A 19,591-nucleotide genomic window follows, 5' to 3' on the forward strand; every position below is an offset into this window, starting at 1 on the left:
AGGTATATTCACTGGTTTAATTACAAACGAATCCATGGAACACTGGGCTATTTGAGCCCGATTGAATACAAACTTGGACACCTTAAAAAAGTTGTCTAGTTTAGTGTTGACTATCCATTCCTTCACCTAATGAAATAGCCAGTTCATTCCAAGTTTCTTGTAATACAATAGGTTCATACCCCTTTACTTCTAAGGAAACATTTAATCTAAATGGACCCAATGTCTCTAGCTGAACATGATCTTTGTTTACTCCGGAAGGAACTTTATCACTATTATATGCTGCCGTAGCGGATGAAACTTTCATTTTCTTGCTATCTTTATGTTCTTTTAAATAATAATCAATTCCCATTTTTCTTAATTCCCTTGGTGTGGAATGAAAATATTGTGATATTGCTCTCGACAAGTGTGACGGAGAAGAAAAACCACAACGATACGCAATATCTGTTATCGAAAGGGAGCTGTAATACCATAAATAGTGGGCAGCAAGTTCTACCCGAAATCTCATCATATAATCATTTGGCGTTTCTCCCATAAAACGTTTGAATTTTTTTTGGAAGTGGAAAGGTGAATAGGTTGCCATCTCTGATAAATCATCTAATGTAATTTTGTTATCAATATTTTGGTGAATAAATGTAAATAAATGATGAATAACGTATGGGAAATTGTTGGTATTCAATGTTTATCATTCCTTTAAACAATTTATTGTAGAGGCAAGTATCTTTTGTATAAATTATACTATTTTTTAGTTTGGTATTGCTAACCGTTGTTATCCAAGCATTACTTTAAGCACGCACAAACCCAAGGGATGAAAGACATTCATAAAGCAGCTACATATATCCTTGCAAGTGAAAGTTAATTAAAGCGAATAGTAATTAGTACTAATAGAGTGTGATGTTATCTCCAAAATGAGTCTGGCTAGCGTCTCTCAAACTTTTTTCCATATAAGAAAACCCGATACGTTTTCATCAACCGAAACTGCTTCAATTACACAATAAAATCGCCATTATGGCAGACCGATTAAGCATCAAAATAGAGGACAAATCATATTTCGACAGTGTCAATTTTCAATTCCACTGGGGAAAACAATTGCCATTAATGGTGCCACTGGGTCTGGAAAAGATGACAACAATAAAATGAACATTCGGAGGAAATGAACATGAATACACTTAAAGTTAAACAATTAGCAAATAATAAAGGATTAGACATTTTAGAAGACACAATTAAAATCAATGAGTCTGGTGTTGACTTTCAAGTAGCCTATGCCAAAGATCAAAACGGCGATAATTGGATACTCAGGATCCCACGTAGACCTGAATCGATGAGACATGCGGTACAAGAGAAAAAAGCGTTAGATATCATTAATATTTATGCAAGCTTCCAGGTTCCCAATTGATCTATCTTCTCCGACGAATTAATTGCCTATAAGCAACTAAGTGGAGTTCCTGCCGCTACTATTGACGTTGAACAGCAAGGCTATGTATGGAGTCTGGATGAAAACAATGTACCAACTGAATATTATCACTCATTAGGAAAAGCCCTAGCAGATTTACACTCATTACCTCAGCAAAAATTCAAAAATATTGGTGTTGAAATTCTTAGTGCGAGTGAGTTAAGAGCCTCCATGAAACTGCGAATGGAACGTGTGAAAGAAAAATATGATGTCAATCAAAATTTATGGGACCGCTGGCAAGCATGGTTAGCTGAAGACTCTCTTTGGCCGTCTCATATCGGGGTAAAACATGGAGACCTACATCCGGGTCATATCCTTATTGATAAGAACAATCATGTAACTGGTTTAATTGATTGGACAGAAGTAGGGATAGCTGATGTGTCTGTAGATTTCATGTCGCATTATCTACTCTTTGGTAAAGATGGACTGAATAAGTTAATCGATGCTTATGATGATGCCGGAGGTAAAACTTGGTCAAGAATGGCTGAGCATATTGTTGAACTTCTGACAACGAGTGGCATCACTGTTGCCGAGTACGCTCAAGTTTCAGGTTTGAAAGACATGCATGAGGCAGCTGCACACATGCTTGCAAATGAAAGTTAAATGACGATTACTTTGTTTGAAGCCGAATATTTTTCGTACTATAATAAAGAAAACCATATAAGGGATGATGTATCATAACTAAACATAAGATCTATACAATGAGTTTCACAAGTGTCTATCCCCATTATGTTACGAAGGCGGAGAGAAAAGGACGTACGAAGTCAGAAGTCGATGAAATCATCCGTTGGTTGACAGGATATAGTCAAGAAGAGTTACAAGCACAACTGGAAAAGCAGACAGACTTTGAGACCTTCTTTGCGGAAGCTCCCCAACTGAATCCTTCGAGGGTCTTGATCAAAGGTGTGGTCTGCGGTGTCCGAGTGGAAGACATCGAAGAACCAACTATGCAGGAAATTCGCTATTTGGATAAGCTAATCGATGAGTTAGCAAAAGGAAAAGCACTAGAGAAGATTTTGCGGAAATAATTTAAAAGAAGAAACACCGATTTATATAAAAGTCGGTGTTTTTTGTTGAATCGATAAACGAACGAAATATCGCAAAACATATCGGATTGGCCGTTTTGAAATACTATTATTTTGTAAATAACTAGAAAAGGAATCTACTATTGACTTAGGTGCAATAAAGTATTTACCTTCGTTTTATGAAAGGTGTAGCCCTCACATGCCTTATAATAGCTATCTTGTTTTTCTATTTCCTCCAAAAAGTAGAACAGTTTGCCTTGTCCCTTATATTAAACTCAATCATTTTCTCAAGTAGTGGGTAATCAACAGGACCATTCCAAGGGATACGTATAATCTCCTTTGTGTAGTCATATCCAGACTTCACAATATCATCCTCTACATGAGTGATCGTCACACTTTCAGGGGCGACAGCTAAATGCTTTTTAGATACACTAAAGCCAATTATAAATGTACCATGATCCGTAAACATCGGTTGTTTCCATTTAATTTCTGTATTTAAATTTGGATATTTCTTTTTTATCCAAGTAAACACTTCTTCCGTTCTTTCTCGGTGGAATGGGTCATCAATCCCCGCTAAAAATTCAGAAAAAACTTCCATTTTATTCCCTCCCAAAATAAAAATTATACAATTCCCTGTTATAGAAGCTCTAACCCGTTTAGTTAAGTATAGTACGCCACATATTATAGATTATCTATTCTTTAAATGATAGCCCTTCTTCTTCTAATGAAGTTCTCAAAGTAGGTAAGGAAGCCCGTCCAATACCATGGATTTTTAGAATTTCTTTCTCGGTGTACTTTGAGAGTTTTTGCAAAGTATCAATCCCTTCGTGAAGTAAGGCATTTCTGGCAGGTGAACTTAGTTTCGATAGGAAGCCACTATAAGGAATATTCTCTTTATCACAAGTAGGGCAATTTGGACACTCACTACTTTTGTAATACTTATGACCCTTTTCGCAAATCCTTAAACTTTTTTCTACTGTCAACATAATCCCTCCTAACAAATTCAGTATTCATTTTTAACATATTATACTTTGATTATTAGTTTACATCTCAACAAAACTATGTACCTTAAGCCCTACCTCTCCCTCAAGAACCACTACCCTTTCCCTTACCTCCTGACTAATTTTCTAAGATAATCATTGTTTATTACTATGAAAGTAGACAATTTAATAACCTATTGCTTTTAAAAACATTAGAATTTGGAAGACGATTGTTAACCTGTATTTTTACAATAATCAGATGTTTACTTAGGAACAGGAACCCGCACCTCCTAGTATTAAGCAAAACTACCCATTTATAAAGAAAACGCATGATTCCAAGCGTTTTTTGTTCGCTAATTGCACTGTTAGCTATAATGCTAATCGCAGTGTGTTTTAGTATGTTATTTCACCTGTTTTTTTATATTTTCCCCACGGTATCGGAACTACTTACTTTAATTAGAGGTGTTTTTATTAAATCAGAAATCTTCTTTCACAAAGGCAGCTAAAGATGAAGACCTTTGCTGCGCAGTATGTATCTACTGCGCAACAATGACTCTGTTTTTTTCCCCTGTCTTATTCGACGTAAACATCGTTGAATAAGACAATAATATAGCTTTTATAGTAAAATATGTGTACTTGCAAAAGGAGGCTCACTCTTATGAATATTTTACTTTTAGGTGCAACTGGAAGAGTTGGAAGTCAAATAGTTACTTATGCCCTTTATGACAGACATCATGTTACTGTATTAGTTCGAACTCCAGAGAAGATTCAAATAAATAATGAAAATCTAACCATTATTCAAGGTAATGTTTTAAATAAAGATGATATAGTACGTGCAATGCATGGGATTGATGTAGTTATTAGTGCACTAAATACTGATGGCACAACTACTTTATCTGAGAGTATGCCACTTATTATCGAAGCAATGGAAAACGAAGGTATAAAGCGAATAATAACTATAGGAACTGCGGGTATTCTGCAAAGTAAAACTACGCCAAATTCTCTGCGTTATCAATCAAGTGAATCAAAGCAGAAGTCAACCCGTGCAGCTAAAGAACATCACAAAGTTTACGATATGCTCAAACAATCAACCCTCGAATGGACGATTGTTTGTCCTACGTACTTGCCGGATGGAGAAAGGGTAGGAAAATATCGAATAGATCGAAATTTTTTGCCGGATGGTGGAGCTAAAATATCCGTACCCGATACAGCAGAGTTTACTTATTATCAGATAAAAGCAAGCGATTATATAAAATCGCGTGTAGGTATCGCCTACTGATATTACTCTTATACTACTTTCGTATTGGATTAAATCTTTTGTTGAAAAAGGAGATGAGGTACAGAAACTATCCCCGCCCTTCCACTAAAGCATCCCTTTCTGTCATATCTAAAATATGAATTAGAGTGTTTCCTTCACTTAAAATTCATGAAATCCCAAGGTTGTCAAAGCTTCGTATTTATTAATGAAAATATATTTTTACTGCATAGTATGGTTGAACTGTGCAATAAATAAATCTGTTGTTTTTTCGTCTTAGGGTTTATTTCCTTCGAAACAATTAAAGCTTCATATTGGCTCCTTCGAAGGTTGTAACAATTAAGTCACCTCATACTCTCGACAGTGACAAGCTTGTTTTATCTCCTTCACTTTTGCCTCAAGTCCCCTTCCCGGAGTATCCGGGAAGGGGACTTTATTTATTACTTTAAATCACTGTAACAATTCTATTAGCACACAAAAAGGGATAACCAAGGTCATCCCACTTTATTATTCTCTACATGCTAAGATACAAAACCTAAACTCTATCAAAATCATCTGGATCCGCAAACATACGTTGATCCTGATTCAGGGCATTAATTTTGTCCATGTCCTCTTGTGATAGTTCAAAATCAAAAACATCTGCATTTTCAGCAATTCGGTGAGGCTTTACCGACTTTGGAATCGTTACTACTCCCGTTTCTATATCCCAGCGAATAATGACTTGGGCAGTTGATTTATTGTATTTATTTGCAATCTCAATCAAAGTTGGCTCATTAAGAAGTTCACCTTGCATTAATGGAGACCATGCTTCAAGCTGGATGCCGTGCTTTTTACAAAAACCATGCAATTCTCGTTGATTAAATCGCGGATGATATTCTACCTGATTGACCATCGGTTTGATTTCACAATTTGCGATGATCTGTTCAAGGTGATGATTTTTAAAATTACTTACACCAATGGCACGAACACGTCCATCCTTATACAGTTTCTCGAGCGCTTTCCATGTTTCTACATATTTGCCTTGAGAAGGAAGGGGCCAGTGAATTAAATAAAGGTCTAAATAGTCTAAACCTAGCTTCTCCATACTCTCATCAAAAGCTGCAAGAGTAGCTTCATAGCCATGACTTGCGTTCCAAACTTTTGTGGTGATAAATAATTCTTCTCTAGGGACATTTGATTCAGCAATTGCTTTACCGACTCCTGCTTCATTTCCATAAATGGCTGCAGTATCAATGCTTCTGTATCCAATTTCTAGAGCCGTCTTTACTGAATTCACAACTTCCTCCCCGTCTTTAACCTTAAAAACACCAAAGCCCAACCATGGCATCTTTACACCGTTATGTAATGTGGTTGTATTTTGTATGCTACCCATTTTGTTTATCTCTCCCTATATAAAAATTTTAAACATAGAATTATAGATTCACATAATTTCTCCATTTATGAATAGGCTTCCAATTTAAGAGTTTCTTAGCCATTTCATTATTTAATAGAGGGTCAAAACCTGTTAAATCTTTTCTAAAGTCTTTTACATCAGGAAAACATATTTCCATTAGTTGTTTACTCTCAATATCCATACTTGTTTCATCCGCCCCAATATTAAGGGCAACAGACCCAAGTCCGTCTGCTTCAACGGCTAAGCGATAAGCAGTCGCAGCATCTCGTGTATCAATATAACTCCATAAAATGGGTTTTCGCTGTTTGGGATCATGGATGAACCCAGGAAAATTCTTATACATTTCAGGAGATATGACATTTCCCAACCTGAAGGATACTACCTGCATCCCCGTTCTGCGGTGGATCATATCAGCGGTGTTCTCATTTACAATCTTAGATAAACCATAGCTTTCTTCTGGTAATTGCGGGTGATCCTCATCTATTGGCACATATTGAGGTTTTAAATTTTGCTTTGAAAAACATATACCATATGAGGACTCACTTGAAGATGTTACCGCTTTCTTAATTCCTAAACTCCCTGCAGCTTCTAATATGTTATAAGTGGACATGACATTATTTTGAAAGGTTACTTCGTTAGGATGTGAATACGCTACCGGAATAGCTGCAAGATGGACAACTGCATCAGCACCTGCTAATACCCCATATACTTCACCTAGATTCGTTAAGTCTGTAATGACTGTCCTGCAAAGTGCTTCTTTTGGATACTTAATATCTGCATTAATGACTTCATAACCATGTTCTAAAAATTCTTTTATTACTGCTGAACCAAGTAAACCACTTCCACCTGTTATTACTACCTTTTTCATTTTCAACCCTCCAAATTTTAATTAATCATGACAAGACTCTCTGTGTTTGCTAAATGGTGAGAATCAAGTTATCCTCCGTACTTTATACATCGACTAAACTAAGTATATGTTAATGATTTTTAATTTTCAAGTAATTTTTAAGCTTCCGCAACAAAGTCTGTCTATTTTTCCAGTTGCGCTTCTAACTCTTCCTGGCTATATCCTGTCAACCAACGGATGCCCCTTTCCTCATCGAAATAAAGATGTGCACCATTTATATCCTCTACACTTTCAAAAAAGTACGAACATCATTATTCATATTGCAATTTCAATTTCAGTGAAAGTCAATTCCGAACTACATCTAGCTAATAATAGAACAAATATGAAAAATAACATTACTTTTTTCATTTTAGAACCACTCTCCTCCATAGTATTGAAGTAAACTACTTCGTTCAATAACAGAAAGGCAGAACCTCTATTCAGCTAGCTATCGCCCATTAGTTTAGTATCTTTTTTCCAAAACGCCCAACAACATACCCAACTAAACATGTGAAGTAAAGAAAAAATATACTAAAAACACCTACACTTACGGATGGGAGTACATTAAAGAAATATCTAATAGCTCCGTATATTGGTATGGTGAATAGGAAATTAGCTGGATAGAAAACAGGTGCCAAAAACAGAAAGTAACCAGTTAAAAATATAAATAAGCCTATACTCCAATATTTAGTGATGAATAAAAGAAAATTAACGCATTTTTGCTTTCCCATATATGCACTGTAAAAGAACATAATAATAACAAACAATATTGAAGAAATTGCACCAATTAAAGTAGGTTCACTCTTCATTACATGAATATCAAAACTAATCCAACCAAAAATGGAACTAACTAATAAAATAAAAATTACGTGTTTATACATAACTCCTCCCAGTTTACTTTTTATAAGAAGTAGATAAATATTTTAATAGAACTTTTCTGCTCGTGAGCTGCGTTATTATTAATTGTTAGTACATTGAACTATGTTTTATCAAAAGAAGAATTTGTTAACCCTGCTCCTTTAATTTAACATTAATTTCCTTATTACTGACATAGAAAAAGCGTTCTTTATTTCAGAAACGCCCCCTTCGTATTATAAGGTTAACCAGATAAGCAAATACTTTGTAACGCCCCCTCCGATAAGAAAGATACCAATGATGGCTCCAACCATGATCCATGTTCCTAACCGTTTATATATTTTCATGTTTTCATTTTGTATTAACTGAAAAATGTTAAACATGTTGCTCCCCTCCTGTTATTTCAAGAAATTTATCTTCCAATGTCTTCTGTTCCCCGTTGATCCCTGTAATTCTAAAGCCATTATTAACAAAAAGCTTTATGTATTCCGTGATCGTTTCTTCCTTTGTATCAATCACCAAATATTCCCCCACTTATTGTTGCTGATGCATTCGGATGTTCGGCTTTAAAAAACTCTATTGCTTTCCAAAGGTGTAATCTTAAATTGAACAGATATCTGTTGATTATCTTCGACTATATTTTTCACCGTCTCCACACTTATGAGCTTGCCGTGATGAATAATGCCAATTCTGTCGCACATCAGCTCCATTTCGGATAGTAAATGACTTGAAACAAACACGGTCATATTTTCCTCAGCTGCAATTCTGCGAATATACGTCCGAATTTCTCTGATCCCAGCAGGGTCAAGTCCATTCGTCGGTTCATTCAAAATTAAGAGTTTCGGAGAATGAAGCAGTGCTTGAGCTAAGCCCAAGCGCTGACGCATACCAAGAGAGTATGTCTTCACCTTTTCGTGAATTCGTTCGTGTAGACCTACTAATTTTACGATTTCATCAATTCTTTCTTTTCGGATATTTGGCACCATTCGGGAATAATGTATCAAGTTATCGTAACCCGACATAAACTTATACATTTCAGGATTTTCTATAATTCCACCGATGTTGCTAATTGCTTTCTCAAAGTTCTTTTCAACACTATGACCATTGATGATAACTTCCCCATCGGTGATACTCATTAGACCAACGATCATGCGAATAGTCGTCGTTTTTCCTGCACCATTTGGTCCTAGAAATCCAAACACCTCACCAGGATATAAATTCAGTGATATTCCATGAATAAGCGTAGTTTTCCCAATCGTTTTTTCAGATTTTTTATTTGTAAAATCGGTTGTTGTTGGTTATTAGTTGCTTTTGCATTTCCATATCTTTAACCTCCCTGCATTTCCTACTGATATTATGTCACCTATTGTCTAAAATTCAGTTATAAAGTTATTAAAAAAGTATTAAAACACGACGAAAAAAACCTACTCTGAATTTGATGTCATGTTCAGAGTAGGCTTCACATTTGTACTTTATAATAGATCCGATATAGGCTACTTTCTATCAATCTTTTTATAATTGCGACTATATAAAAACAGTTCAGCTAATAAAAACGGCAAATATTACGTATGTACTATGACCCATTGCGACTCACATAATTCTATTAAATATCTTTCATGTAATCAATACATCCTAAGCAAAAGTAGTATGATGTGGTTTTCATAAAAAATGAGTCCTTATTAACTTTTTGAATAATACATCCTGGTCACCATTTTTAAAATCAACTAAATATAAACTCCCTCTTTCTTCCCACTCTAAAGGAGAAATATACCAAAACGATAAAACGGCCTTAGCCCCATGGAATATAGAGCTAAAGCCGCTTAAATCCTTTTTATTATTTCCATAGTCTACTTGACAGGGTGCAGTTCAATTAGGCACCAACACTCTCTACCTTTGAAGAATCGTTATCCTTAAAAATAGTAAACCTCAAGATAAAACTAAGCACTATTAACGATAATCCAATCGAGTCAGTAATCAAACCTGGCTTGATTAATATAATCGCTGATGCAAGTAATATGCCCCTTGCTAGCAGATTAGCTTTCTGCCCCCAGAACCAACCTTGTAGAGCACATCCGAGTGCAAAAGTACCTATGATACTTGTTAGAGCTGATGTTAAGATCGTTGCTAATGACCCCTGCCATAACAAAGATGGACCATATATGAACATGTATGGGACAATAAAGGCGACGATCCCTAGCTTAACAGCGGTAAAGGCAACCTGCATTGGTTTGGCTTTCGCTATACCAGCACCAGCGTATGCTGCAAGTGCAATCGGTGGTGTGATAGCAGACATACATGCAAAATAAAAGACAAACATGTGAGCAGATAAATTTGGTACACCTAGTTGTACAAGGGCAGGTGCCACTACTGCCGCTGTTATTAAATAAGCAGCGGTCGTTGGTAAACCCATACCTAGAATAATACTTGCACACATAGTAAGTACCAAGGCTAGAGGTAAAAAGTTACCTGCTAATGAAATAACAAGACTTGCAAATTTAAGTCCACTTCCTGTTAAGTTTAGTACCCCGATAATAATCCCAGCTGTAGCACAGGCCGCAATCATCCCTAATGCATTCTGAGCACCCGAAGATAGGGCTTCAATGATCTTTTTAGGACCCATCCTAGATTCTTTCTTTAATACGGTGATAATAAGGGTAGATGCAATGGCCCAAAGAGCTGCTCTTATTGGGCTCGCCTTTAATACGACAAGAACAAAAATTAGAACAAAAAGTGGAATAATCAAATGTGAGCTTTTTAATACTTCACGCATTCTAGGTAACTTTTCTTTCGGTAACCCCTTAAGGCCTTTTTTTGCCGCTTCTAAATCAATCATAATTAAAATAGAGATAAAAAATAGTGCTGCAGGAATAATTGCTGCAGTCATAATGTCTAAATATGGAACCCCAACTAACATGGCCATGATAAAAGCAGCCGAACCCATAATCGGCGGCATTATTTGTCCACCTGTAGAAGCAACGGATTCAACAGCTCCCGAAAAACGAGGTGAGTAGCCAATTTTCTTCATAAGTGGAATGGTAAATGCACCTGATGATACAACATTTGCTACTGAGTTACCTGTAACCGTTCCAAATAGAGCACTCGCTACAACCGATGTTTTTGCAGGGCCTCCTCTAGATTTACCTGTTAGACTCGTAGCAAAGTCGATAAAGAATCTCCCAGCACCAGAAACTTGTATAAATGCACTAAATACAATAAATAGGAAAACAAAATTTGCAGATGCTGCTAACGGTACGCTAAAAATAGCGTCCATCCCTTTTAAATAACTAATAATTCTTTCCCAACTATACCCACGATGCCCTAATACACCAGGAATCCAGTCCCCAAACCGTGCATATAGGATAAATGTTAATGCGATTAAAGGCAGCAATATCCCACAAGTTCTTCTCGTAATCTCTAGAACTGTAATGATGATAATAATTCCTACAATAATATCTAAATTAGTTGGCGTGATTCCAACTCGATACATTAATTCTTCCATATGAATGATGATATATCCAGTAGCTAACGTTATTAACGCAGCTAAGACAATATCGATAATTGAAATTTTATTACTTTTGTTCTTCTTTTTAACCGGGTACAAAAATACGATTAGTACCGATGCGAGGGCAAGGTGAATCGTATAAAACCCCCAAGGAGAGAGAGGGCTAAATCCTAACGTATAAATATGAAACAGGGACATAAAGACAGCTAGTGTAATAACTAGTTTTCTAGAGAAGCGCCCTAGATTTCTAGTGGCGCTCTCCTGTTCATTAGGATTATTTGCTTCAGTAGCACTGGTTTGAAGCTCAAGATTATCATGATCATTTGTCTTACTCATGTTTTACCCTCCCACTGTAGTAACTTTATTGAAGGTCTGAAGGGATCTCAATTCCTATTTCTTCATAATATTTTAATGCACCTGGATGAAGAGGAATACTACTATAGACAATATTTTCAGCCAATGCATCTCGAGCAGACGGATCTACTTCAACTAAGTCATCATGCTTCTCAAACGTTGTTTTGACTATTTCATATACTAAGTCATCAGGTAAATCTACAGAACCTACTGCCACATTCCAGAATGCTATAAGAGTCATGTCCTCTTCCATGTCTTTATACGTATCAGCAGAAACTTCAAGTTTTGACCAGTACGGGTTTGCTTCTAATATCTTCTCAATGTCTTCTTCACCAAATTCAATATGCTTAATATCATGTGTTGTCTCAAGATCTAGTAAGAATGGCGCTGGAACGCCTGATACCGCAAAAGATCCTCCTACAATGCCATCTTTTAGGTTATCAATTGCTGTATTTGTTGGAAGACTACTAATATTACTCGGCTCAATCCCTAATAAATCCATCACTTCTCTTCCTGCAGCATCACTAGTTGTTCCCGGTGCACCTAGACTAATATGCTCACCCTCGAACGCGTAAATATCGTCCATTCCACTGCCTTCTAAACCAAATGCATATAATACACTAGGGTACATTGGAAACAAAGTTCTCATATTTTCATACTTTTTATCTGCCCATCCAGTACCAGTAAAGCCTTCTCCACCTAACCAAGTTGTAACAAAACCAAGTTCCATTTCTTCTTCCTCAATTAATTGGATGTTTGTAGTCGGCCCACCCGTCACTTCAACAGAGATGTCTAGACCTGAAATATTTTGATTCATAATATTTGCCCAGCCAGCTCCCCAAACATAGTAAGAAGCCCCTTGACTCGAAGTACCTAAAAGCAATCTATGATTTTCTTGATTACTAGTTGACTCAGCCCCGACCGACTGTTCAGATGATTCTGAATTCTCTTCTTGTGACTCGCTTGTAGTACCAGAACTACAAGCCCCTAAAATAAAAATAGACAATAGAGTAACAAATAGAACGAAATAGCTTTTCTTAACCATAATGTAACCCCTCCATTTTTGTATTTATAACAACATTAGTTGTTATTTGACTTAAGTACCATTCTACATTTGTCACCTCTAATGACACTCGTAGTCAAGACCACCACTTCATCGTTTTGCATCTTTCCAATTCTAGTTAATTTTAAAGCAGGAGTCACTGGTTTCACATTTAATAATTCAGCCTCATATTCATCTAGAATAATGGGATCTATATAATTTTCTGCTTTTACGATTTGGATGTTGTAGACTTTATTTAATAAATCATACAATCTCTCTTCGAAATTTTGAGAAAGGAAATCGGGAACTAATCGAGATACAATAAAAGACTTTTCCACTGCTGCAGGTTCATCACCAAATAACCTTATTCTTAGTAACTCATAGACCTTATCACCTATATCAAGGTTAAGATGATTTCTAACAGATTGAGGACATTCCTTCTCTTCTATACTTAATAAAATGTGTTTATTTCCTAAATGATCAGGATAATAAAAATTAATAAAATCTCCTTCCAGTTTGGCTTCGGCTACAAAAGTACCTCGCCCTTGTTTTCGAGTTAACAGCCCTTCACGAACTAAAGATAAGATTGCTTGCCTTACAGTCGCTCTACTGAGGTTATAGTTCTCGGCCAATTCTAGTTCGTTCGGTATTCGCTCACCCACTTTCCAAACTCCATCATTTATTTTTTCTCTAATCAATTCTTTTAATTGGTAATATAAAGGAAGACCATTATTTTCGTTAATCTCACTCATTTTTTTAGCTCCTAATATAGTTTAGATTCTGAATTTCTTCTCTATTTCAGAGTCTAACACTTTTTGAGCTTTTTTGTATCCTCCTATTTGATTTTCTAATTGGGACTCGTGAAGCTCTATATTGTTTTCTATCACTTTTAGTTGTCTCTTCACCTCAATAGGTGCTGGTCCACCGAGTGTCATTTTTGCTTCGACATTACGTATTGGGTCTAGAGCAAATTGTATTTTTTCTGCAGAAAGCAAGATATTCCTTCCCACAACAGATAAGAAAATGTTTCTTAAAATATCTTGATCTGCTTCTACATTTTTAGAGCCTTTATACTTTAGCTTTTCATTTACAAACTGCGCTACGATTGAATGAGCAGTTCGAAAAGATAGTCCTTCTTCTCTTACTAAAGTGTTCGCTAGTTCTGTAACTGAGCTAAAATTATTTTTCGCTCTTTCATATAAAAGGTCTTTGTTCAATGTTACATTTTTTATTGTAACTGATAGTAGACTTAATCCGGCTTCAACCTCATCGAGTGCATCCCAGAAGAACCTTATGCTTTCTGTATTCGCATCCCTTGAATGTGAAAACGGAATGTTCTTTAATACACTTGATACTGAAATTAATGCTCCTTGTACATGAGCTGCCTTTGATTTGATATGCTCCAACGTAATAGGATTCTTTTTCTGCGGCATAATGCTACTAACGGCAGCTACGGAGTCATCGATTTCTATACTTGAAAATTCATCTGTTACCCACGTATACAAATCTTGACTAAAGCGACTAATATTCGTCATCAGAATATTTAATGAAGATATAATCTCTATTACATAATCCCTTGACGCTACACCATCTATGGAATTCTCTAAAATACTCTCAAATCCTAATAGATACGCAGTACGCTCCCTGTCAATTTGGAAAGACGTTGATGCAAAAGCTCCCGATCCTAGTGGAGATTGATTAATCGAATGAAAAGAATTATTTAAGCGGATAAAGTCTCGATCTAGAGCATTTAGAATTGCAGACAAATAATGAGCAAATGTGATAGGTTCAGCTGGCTGCATATGGGTGTAACCGGTCATCACTGTTTCAACATGATTTGAGGCTACATTTAGTAATTCTTGTCTTAAATTTAGAATCAATTTACAGATTTCAATTAGCTTATTTCTAGTATTCATTCGGGTAACTGTAGAATAAAGGTCATTCCGACTTCTTCCTGTATGAATTTGCCCCCCTACTTCTACTCCAACCTTCTCAATAATGTAGCTCTCGATATTAAAATATGAATCCTCCAACCCTGTATCAACAGTAAGAATTGCTGGGCCTTTCTCTTGCATATCTTCCATGACCTCCAAAATCTTTAAACCATCTTCTTCTTGAACAATTTGCTGCTCAATGAGCATTAGTAAGTGTGCTTTACTAACAAGCAAAATATTTTCAAAAGAACGAATAAGGTCTTTTGCTATAGCTGGTTCAAAAATATATTGAATCACTTCAGGTGCTGGACCAGATTTTAACCTTTCCCTCAAAGCGTTTCCTCCTCCTTTTTGGTTATGTAGTTTTATATGTTTGTATGTTTGTATGTTTGTATGTTCGTTTGTTCGTATGTACGTACAAACTTTAGTGTTATGTTATACCAACATTTAGAAAAACGCAATAGAATATTTAGAAAATTTTATCATTTCAATTTATATTTTTTGTTATATTCTATTACATGGTTACATATCAATTTTATCTTTATTCATCAATGAGCAAATACACTTTTGGCGTGATTTACAAAATCCTACATTCCCGCTTCCCCTTTATTAGGAAACATTAACTTCCTTTGGACCTTGAGAAAAGAATAGTAGCATTTATATCTAAATTAAGCGTTTTCTAATAAATAATCCCCCTCTTAAATCATAATCTATTTCCACTTGAAAGCGTAACTAATATAATTTCCATGTAATAAATCCTAACAATAATTTCCAAATGATGGAACGTTCCTGATATATTTCTCTCATACTACTTTTCCAATACATACCAGAAGAATTAGTAGTGGTAGAAAATGAAGGAGGAATGCACAGCATGAAAAAGTTAATTTTTACAGCATTTATCACATTAATGGTGGCATGCTCTCAGGAGACTGTAGAGCAAATTGAGGCTGATCCGGTTGAAAAAGAAGAAACGGTCGTAGCAGAGAAAGGAAATGAAACCGAACAGCAGGATGTTAATGAAGATCTACCCAACATTACGATTTTAGCAACTGGTGGCACGATCGCAGGATCAGGGAGCGTCGGTACGAATACAACTGATTACAAGGCAGGCGATATAGCGATTGAGGCGTTGATCGAAGCGGTGCCTGAAATGACGGAGATTGCCAATATTAACGGCGAGCAAATTGTGAATATAGGAAGCCCGGATATTACGAATGAGCACCTTTTAACATTAGGAAAACGAATTAATGAATTATTAGCGACTAATGATGTCGATGGTATCGTTGTAACGCACGGTACTGATACAATGGAGGAAACGGCATATTTTTTAAATTTAGTCGTAAAAAGCGATAAACCTGTTGTATTAGTTGGAGCGATGAGGCCAGCAACCGCGATGAGTGCTGATGGCCCGTTGAATTTGTATAACGCAGTCTTGATTGCAGGTCATGAGGAATCAGTTGGACACGGGACACTTGTCTCATTTAATGATCGAATTGCCTCAGCTAGGCATGTAACAAAGACAGATACAACAGCGGTTGATACATTTGTTGCGAATGAAGAAGGGTACCTTGGTCGTATCGTTGGTGGTATGCCACATTATTATACCGAAATAACTCAAGCGCATACGACAGAAACGCCTTTTGACATTTCGAGCTTAGAGGAATTCCCGCAAGTTGATATTATTTACGGTCACCAAAATAACGAATCGTATTTGTTTGATGCGGCGGTTGAAAATGGGGCGGAAGGTATTATTTTTGCTGGTCCTGGAAATGGTTCAATGTCATCGGTCATGCAGGAGGCTGCAATAAAAACGATGGAGAAGGGCGTGCAAGTGGTTCGTGCATCACGAGTAGGTAGTGGGACGGTCTCGCATAAGGATGATTACATCACCGCTGATTCATTGAATCCACATAAGGCTCGTATTTTGTTAATGCTTGCTCTTACGGTGACTGATGAGGAGGAGGAAATTCAAGAGTTCTTTGATTCATATTAAGAGACAGCATTGCTTGCGGATGTAACCTTCTTTCCCAGTTTTAAGTGAGGTGAGAATTTATTAATCCAGTTAAAAACTAGAAAGAATAATAAGTAAAAATCCTTTATAATAATCACTTAAGAGTGCCTGTCACTAGTGGAACCCAACTAACAGGCACTCTTAAAGACTAATTCTGTTACGGTTTGACTGAAAGAGTCAACACTAGTTTTTCGGTATATTGCCGTGCCAAGAAGTAGACCAGCTAAAAAGTCAGGGGCCTAAACCTATGACGAAGAATAAAAATTTGAAAAAGGGAAGCTGTCGATGAGACAGCTTCCCTTTAAATATACCTATCCTTCTACCTATCAAATCCTACAATACAAACCGCCAAACATATTATTTGAATAAAAACCTCATTAAAATTTATATCTGAACCTTTTTAAATCCAATCATTCCCTACTTAACCTTAGAAAATTCATACATCTAGTTACTTATTTGATTTTCAGTATTAACCTCTAATCCTCGGGAAGAAAAGTGAAGCAACGGGACGGGTCTTGTACTTCCTTCGTTTAGCAAAATAAAAAGAAGCACAAGAACTGACCCTTGCATTTGACTATTTGTGTATGACACAGATTTTAATATCCTCTTTTCATTAGCACGATACCGATCACACCTGATGCAATAATGCCCATTTCTCATTTTCCCCATTTATAACAGCTCCCTGTGTTTATTCTTCCTCTTCCTCTAATACCCAACTTATCGAATAGTAGATTTCACACAAGGCTTCATGATAGCCCCAACCGATTCCTTCTGATAGTAACATACAAGAATAAAGACCATCTTTTAATAATGAATAAAGTTCTTCATTCCTGTCACATTCTTCTGCCACTTTTTTGTACATGGAAACCATACTATTATAAAAGTTAGTATCAATATCTCCATAAGTGTTTGTGAATTCTGTTCCTATTTCTACATAAAACAACATCAAGTCTACTACTTTCACAGTATCCCCAGTGGTTTTATTGAAATCAGTAATTGCTTTCTTTGCTACCGCTAACCGCATTTTTGGTGTTCCACGATCTGGGAAGAACTCATGTTCAATTTTATTTTTCGCTTTTTTATATAATTCTGTAACAATTTCATCCCCACCAAATTTGGTTGAAAGATATTCTTGAACATCTGTATTTAATTTGTATAAGTCCGCTATAAGTTTAATAAGTTCCTTTTGTTCTAACTCTTTTAATGATTTTTTGAGTTCCGTAATTTTAAGTTTTGGCATTGTTCCTACTCTCCTTTATTTAGTCCCATTCCATTAACCAGTGATGATATTTTTCTCTTTCCTCTTCCGTTAACATGTTTAAGTCTCTTTTTGCTTGAAATATTAAAAAATCATCATCCCAGCCATTGTAATTAAACATTCTCCAAATGTCTTGATTTCTTTTGTGAAATTGATGAATATGTTCAGTTAATTCAAAGTATGGAAGGTCACCAGATTTCCATTCCTTAAATTACTATATAAAGGCTCTAATGCATCTTCTGTGATTTTCTTATGATATAAATCAACAATTTCTCTATTGCGTTTTCTTTCTTCCTTAGATTTTTTTCGCTTAACCATATGTTTAAACTCCTATATTTGATCTTATTGGTATAACTTCGCAACTTTTTTATATAAAATTTAATATGAGGGGTATTATGGACAATCTTGAAGTACAGTTAAAAAAGAAGATCTACCCTCTTCATTGTTAACTAAAATTATTCAATTGGCGTTCCTATCTCCCGAGTGAATCGAGGTACCCATTCCCTCGCTCCTGAAAAAACCTCTTACGAAAATTTATTCGCAAGAGGTCGTATTTGAGAAACACCGGGACGGATCTCTTGTTTCTTTAGCAATAAAAAACGCCACATCAAAACGACGTTTAGCAATACTATCACGGAACCTTATCCAACCTTTTTACTTATAAATAGAGAAGTAGAAGCAACGGGACTAATCTTAACCCGGAATACTACACTTAAAACTTTTATCTTCAACGGTAGATGATAAGTTTTACGATTCATCGCTTCGCCTCCCTTAACGGCCCTTTTGAAAGTAAGTACCACATAAAAAGTCCTACTTTTTAGTAGGACCACCTTTTGGCATAAAATATTAAACACCAACGCCTTAATTATATTTCAAAATCTAACGCACCTGCAACCAACTGATGATTTATCTTATTCTCGCAGAAAATCCCTTTTTCCTTTAGCAATTGATCTACAGATAAATGATTCCTTTGCTCCGTATATTTGCGATCTCATCCCACTTTATACAGCATCCCAAAAGCATTCCATTACGGAATGCTTTTGGGATGCCTGGCAACGTCCTGGCTCACCATTTCTCTTCTACGGGGTCGATTAGGCATGGTGTTATTTTTTCGACGTTTCTCACGTTTTTTTACGAAGAGAAACAGCTCGTCTCACAGGGGGACATGAAGTAGTTTCAAGATGTCTTTTCATGTTGTAATCATCGGCTTATTCAAAGAAGATGTTGCTCCTTCAGGCGCTCTACTTACATGCAACTTAGATCCATCGCTCCTATTTCTATACGGAGCGTGCCCTGCCTGGCTACGTCCTGGCTCACCCTTTCTCTTCTACGGGGATGATTGGGCATGCAGTTGTTCTTCGAAGTAATTCATGTTGCATTACGAAGAGAAAGGGTTCGTCTCACAGGGGGACATGAAGTAGCTCAAGGCCGTTTATTCATGTAGTATCCATCGGCTCATTCAAAGAAGATGTTGCTCCTTCGGACCAAAAGCTCTTCAGCGCCTTCTGCATTCTGTTTATGCACATAAAAAAAGACAATCCATTGGATTGTCTTTTATCTGCCTGGCAACGTCCTACTCTCACAGGGGGAAGCCCCCAACTACCATTGGCGCAAAAGAGCTTAACGACCGTGTTCGGCATGGGAAC

Annotated in this window: 17 protein-coding genes, 1 rRNA gene and 2 pseudogenes; 5 read left to right on the forward strand and 15 right to left on the reverse strand. The window is 36.3% G+C overall.

The genetic code is table 11. The features are described from left to right. Positions 1 to 99: IS3 family transposase (locus AC1FXP_RS22660; protein ID WP_480063667.1), on the forward strand; the 99-nt coding region annotated here is incomplete at its 5' end. Position 100: 1 nt separating this feature from the next. Here the strand turns inward: AC1FXP_RS22660 and AC1FXP_RS22665 are convergent. Further along, positions 101 to 676: a helix-turn-helix transcriptional regulator gene (locus tag AC1FXP_RS22665; RefSeq protein WP_480064199.1), complete on the reverse strand. Its 576-nt coding sequence runs from the start codon at positions 674 to 676 to the stop codon at positions 101 to 103. Between the two features lie 480 nt (positions 677 to 1,156). Between AC1FXP_RS22665 and AC1FXP_RS22670 the strand changes: the two are divergent. Beyond that, positions 1,157 to 2,053: pseudogene (locus AC1FXP_RS22670) on the forward strand (macrolide 2'-phosphotransferase). Between the two features lie 74 nt (positions 2,054 to 2,127). Next, positions 2,128 to 2,478, forward strand: coding sequence for a DUF2200 domain-containing protein (locus AC1FXP_RS22675; protein ID WP_480064213.1), 351 nt, complete (start codon positions 2,128 to 2,130; stop codon positions 2,476 to 2,478). A gap of 223 nt (positions 2,479 to 2,701) precedes the next feature. On the opposite strand, the gene AC1FXP_RS22680 is transcribed toward AC1FXP_RS22675, so the two are convergent. Both AC1FXP_RS22680 and AC1FXP_RS22685 read right to left on the reverse strand, forming a co-directional pair. Beyond that, on the reverse strand, positions 2,702 to 3,073 hold the full coding sequence (locus AC1FXP_RS22680; RefSeq protein WP_480064200.1) for an iron chaperone: 372 nt from the start codon (positions 3,071 to 3,073) through the stop codon (positions 2,702 to 2,704). A 94-nt stretch (positions 3,074 to 3,167) separates the two neighbouring features. Beyond that, positions 3,168 to 3,458, reverse strand: a complete 291-nt coding sequence (locus AC1FXP_RS22685) for an RNA polymerase alpha subunit C-terminal domain-containing protein (protein WP_480064214.1) — start codon at positions 3,456 to 3,458, stop codon at positions 3,168 to 3,170. A 655-nt stretch (positions 3,459 to 4,113) separates the two neighbouring features. Here AC1FXP_RS22685 and AC1FXP_RS22690 point away from each other — a divergent pair. Then, positions 4,114 to 4,734, forward strand: coding sequence for an NAD(P)-dependent oxidoreductase (locus AC1FXP_RS22690; protein WP_480064201.1), 621 nt, complete (start codon positions 4,114 to 4,116; stop codon positions 4,732 to 4,734). Positions 4,735 to 5,245: 511 nt separating this feature from the next. On the opposite strand, the gene AC1FXP_RS22695 is transcribed toward AC1FXP_RS22690, so the two are convergent. From AC1FXP_RS22695 to argH, 9 genes and pseudogenes are all read right to left on the reverse strand, one after another. Continuing rightward, entirely contained in the window at positions 5,246 to 6,082 is an 837-nt protein-coding gene (locus AC1FXP_RS22695) for an aldo/keto reductase (RefSeq protein ID WP_480064202.1), read from the reverse strand. A gap of 40 nt (positions 6,083 to 6,122) precedes the next feature. Then, positions 6,123 to 6,971, reverse strand: a complete 849-nt coding sequence (locus AC1FXP_RS22700; protein ID WP_480064203.1) for an NAD-dependent epimerase/dehydratase family protein — start codon at positions 6,969 to 6,971, stop codon at positions 6,123 to 6,125. 476 nt (positions 6,972 to 7,447) lie between these two features. Further along, the gene (locus AC1FXP_RS22705) at positions 7,448 to 7,870 is read right to left on the reverse strand and encodes a hypothetical protein (RefSeq protein WP_480064204.1); all 423 of its coding nucleotides are present in this window, start codon (positions 7,868 to 7,870) and stop codon (positions 7,448 to 7,450) included. A 210-nt stretch (positions 7,871 to 8,080) separates the two neighbouring features. Then, positions 8,081 to 8,227, reverse strand: a complete 147-nt coding sequence (locus AC1FXP_RS22710) for a hypothetical protein (RefSeq protein WP_480064205.1) — start codon at positions 8,225 to 8,227, stop codon at positions 8,081 to 8,083. Next, positions 8,220 to 9,120 (reverse strand): annotated as a pseudogene (locus tag AC1FXP_RS22715) (ABC transporter ATP-binding protein). The gene AC1FXP_RS22710 and the pseudogene AC1FXP_RS22715 overlap by 8 nt, the downstream one beginning before the upstream one ends. 594 nt (positions 9,121 to 9,714) lie before the next feature. Beyond that, the gene (locus AC1FXP_RS22720; RefSeq protein WP_480064206.1) at positions 9,715 to 11,682 is read right to left on the reverse strand and encodes a TRAP transporter permease; all 1,968 of its coding nucleotides are present in this window, start codon (positions 11,680 to 11,682) and stop codon (positions 9,715 to 9,717) included. A gap of 25 nt (positions 11,683 to 11,707) precedes the next feature. Beyond that, entirely contained in the window at positions 11,708 to 12,745 is a 1,038-nt protein-coding gene (locus AC1FXP_RS22725) for a TAXI family TRAP transporter solute-binding subunit (protein WP_480064207.1), read from the reverse strand. Between the two features lie 35 nt (positions 12,746 to 12,780). Further along, positions 12,781 to 13,494, reverse strand: a complete 714-nt coding sequence (locus AC1FXP_RS22730) for a GntR family transcriptional regulator (RefSeq protein WP_480064208.1) — start codon at positions 13,492 to 13,494, stop codon at positions 12,781 to 12,783. A gap of 21 nt (positions 13,495 to 13,515) precedes the next feature. Next, a complete protein-coding gene (gene argH, locus AC1FXP_RS22735; RefSeq protein ID WP_480064209.1) occupies positions 13,516 to 15,009 on the reverse strand; it encodes an argininosuccinate lyase in 1,494 nt (497 codons plus the stop codon). A gap of 538 nt (positions 15,010 to 15,547) precedes the next feature. On the opposite strand from argH, the gene AC1FXP_RS22740 reads away from it, so the two are divergent. Continuing rightward, positions 15,548 to 16,669 carry a type II asparaginase gene (locus AC1FXP_RS22740; protein ID WP_480064210.1) on the forward strand — a complete coding sequence of 374 codons (1,122 nt, stop codon included), beginning with the start codon at positions 15,548 to 15,550 and terminating at the stop codon, positions 16,667 to 16,669. A gap of 706 nt (positions 16,670 to 17,375) precedes the next feature. On the opposite strand, the gene AC1FXP_RS22745 is transcribed toward AC1FXP_RS22740, so the two are convergent. The 3 genes from AC1FXP_RS22745 to rrf all read right to left on the reverse strand — a co-directional run. Further along, positions 17,376 to 17,927: a DUF6155 family protein gene (locus tag AC1FXP_RS22745; RefSeq protein ID WP_480064211.1), complete on the reverse strand. Its 552-nt coding sequence runs from the start codon at positions 17,925 to 17,927 to the stop codon at positions 17,376 to 17,378. A gap of 186 nt (positions 17,928 to 18,113) precedes the next feature. After that, positions 18,114 to 18,263, reverse strand: coding sequence for a hypothetical protein (locus tag AC1FXP_RS22750; RefSeq protein WP_480064212.1), 150 nt, complete (start codon positions 18,261 to 18,263; stop codon positions 18,114 to 18,116). A 1,242-nt stretch (positions 18,264 to 19,505) separates the two neighbouring features. Then, positions 19,506 to 19,591: ribosomal RNA gene (gene rrf / locus AC1FXP_RS22755) — 5S ribosomal RNA — on the reverse strand; the annotation flags it as partial.

The sequence above is a fragment of the Halalkalibacter sp. HAAS-P013 genome (genome assembly GCF_056619925.1).

Coding starts and splice junctions, on each gene's coding strand:
- AC1FXP_RS22680 (WP_480064200.1), bottom strand. CDS start 3,073: ATGGAAGTTTTTTCTGAATTTTTAGCGGGGATTGATGACCCATTCCAC.
- AC1FXP_RS22690 (WP_480064201.1), top strand. CDS start 4,114: ATGAATATTTTACTTTTAGGTGCAACTGGAAGAGTTGGAAGTCAAATA.
- AC1FXP_RS22695 (WP_480064202.1), bottom strand. CDS start 6,082: ATGGGTAGCATACAAAATACAACCACATTACATAACGGTGTAAAGATG.
- AC1FXP_RS22700 (WP_480064203.1), bottom strand. CDS start 6,971: ATGAAAAAGGTAGTAATAACAGGTGGAAGTGGTTTACTTGGTTCAGCA.
- AC1FXP_RS22705 (WP_480064204.1), bottom strand. CDS start 7,870: ATGTATAAACACGTAATTTTTATTTTATTAGTTAGTTCCATTTTTGGT.
- AC1FXP_RS22710 (WP_480064205.1), bottom strand. CDS start 8,227: ATGTTTAACATTTTTCAGTTAATACAAAATGAAAACATGAAAATATAT.
- AC1FXP_RS22720 (WP_480064206.1), bottom strand. CDS start 11,682: ATGAGTAAGACAAATGATCATGATAATCTTGAGCTTCAAACCAGTGCT.
- AC1FXP_RS22725 (WP_480064207.1), bottom strand. CDS start 12,745: ATGGTTAAGAAAAGCTATTTCGTTCTATTTGTTACTCTATTGTCTATT.
- AC1FXP_RS22730 (WP_480064208.1), bottom strand. CDS start 13,494: ATGAGTGAGATTAACGAAAATAATGGTCTTCCTTTATATTACCAATTA.
- AC1FXP_RS22740 (WP_480064210.1), top strand. CDS start 15,548: ATGAAAAAGTTAATTTTTACAGCATTTATCACATTAATGGTGGCATGC.
- AC1FXP_RS22745 (WP_480064211.1), bottom strand. CDS start 17,927: ATGCCAAAACTTAAAATTACGGAACTCAAAAAATCATTAAAAGAGTTA.
- AC1FXP_RS22750 (WP_480064212.1), bottom strand. CDS start 18,263: ATGGTTAAGCGAAAAAAATCTAAGGAAGAAAGAAAACGCAATAGAGAA.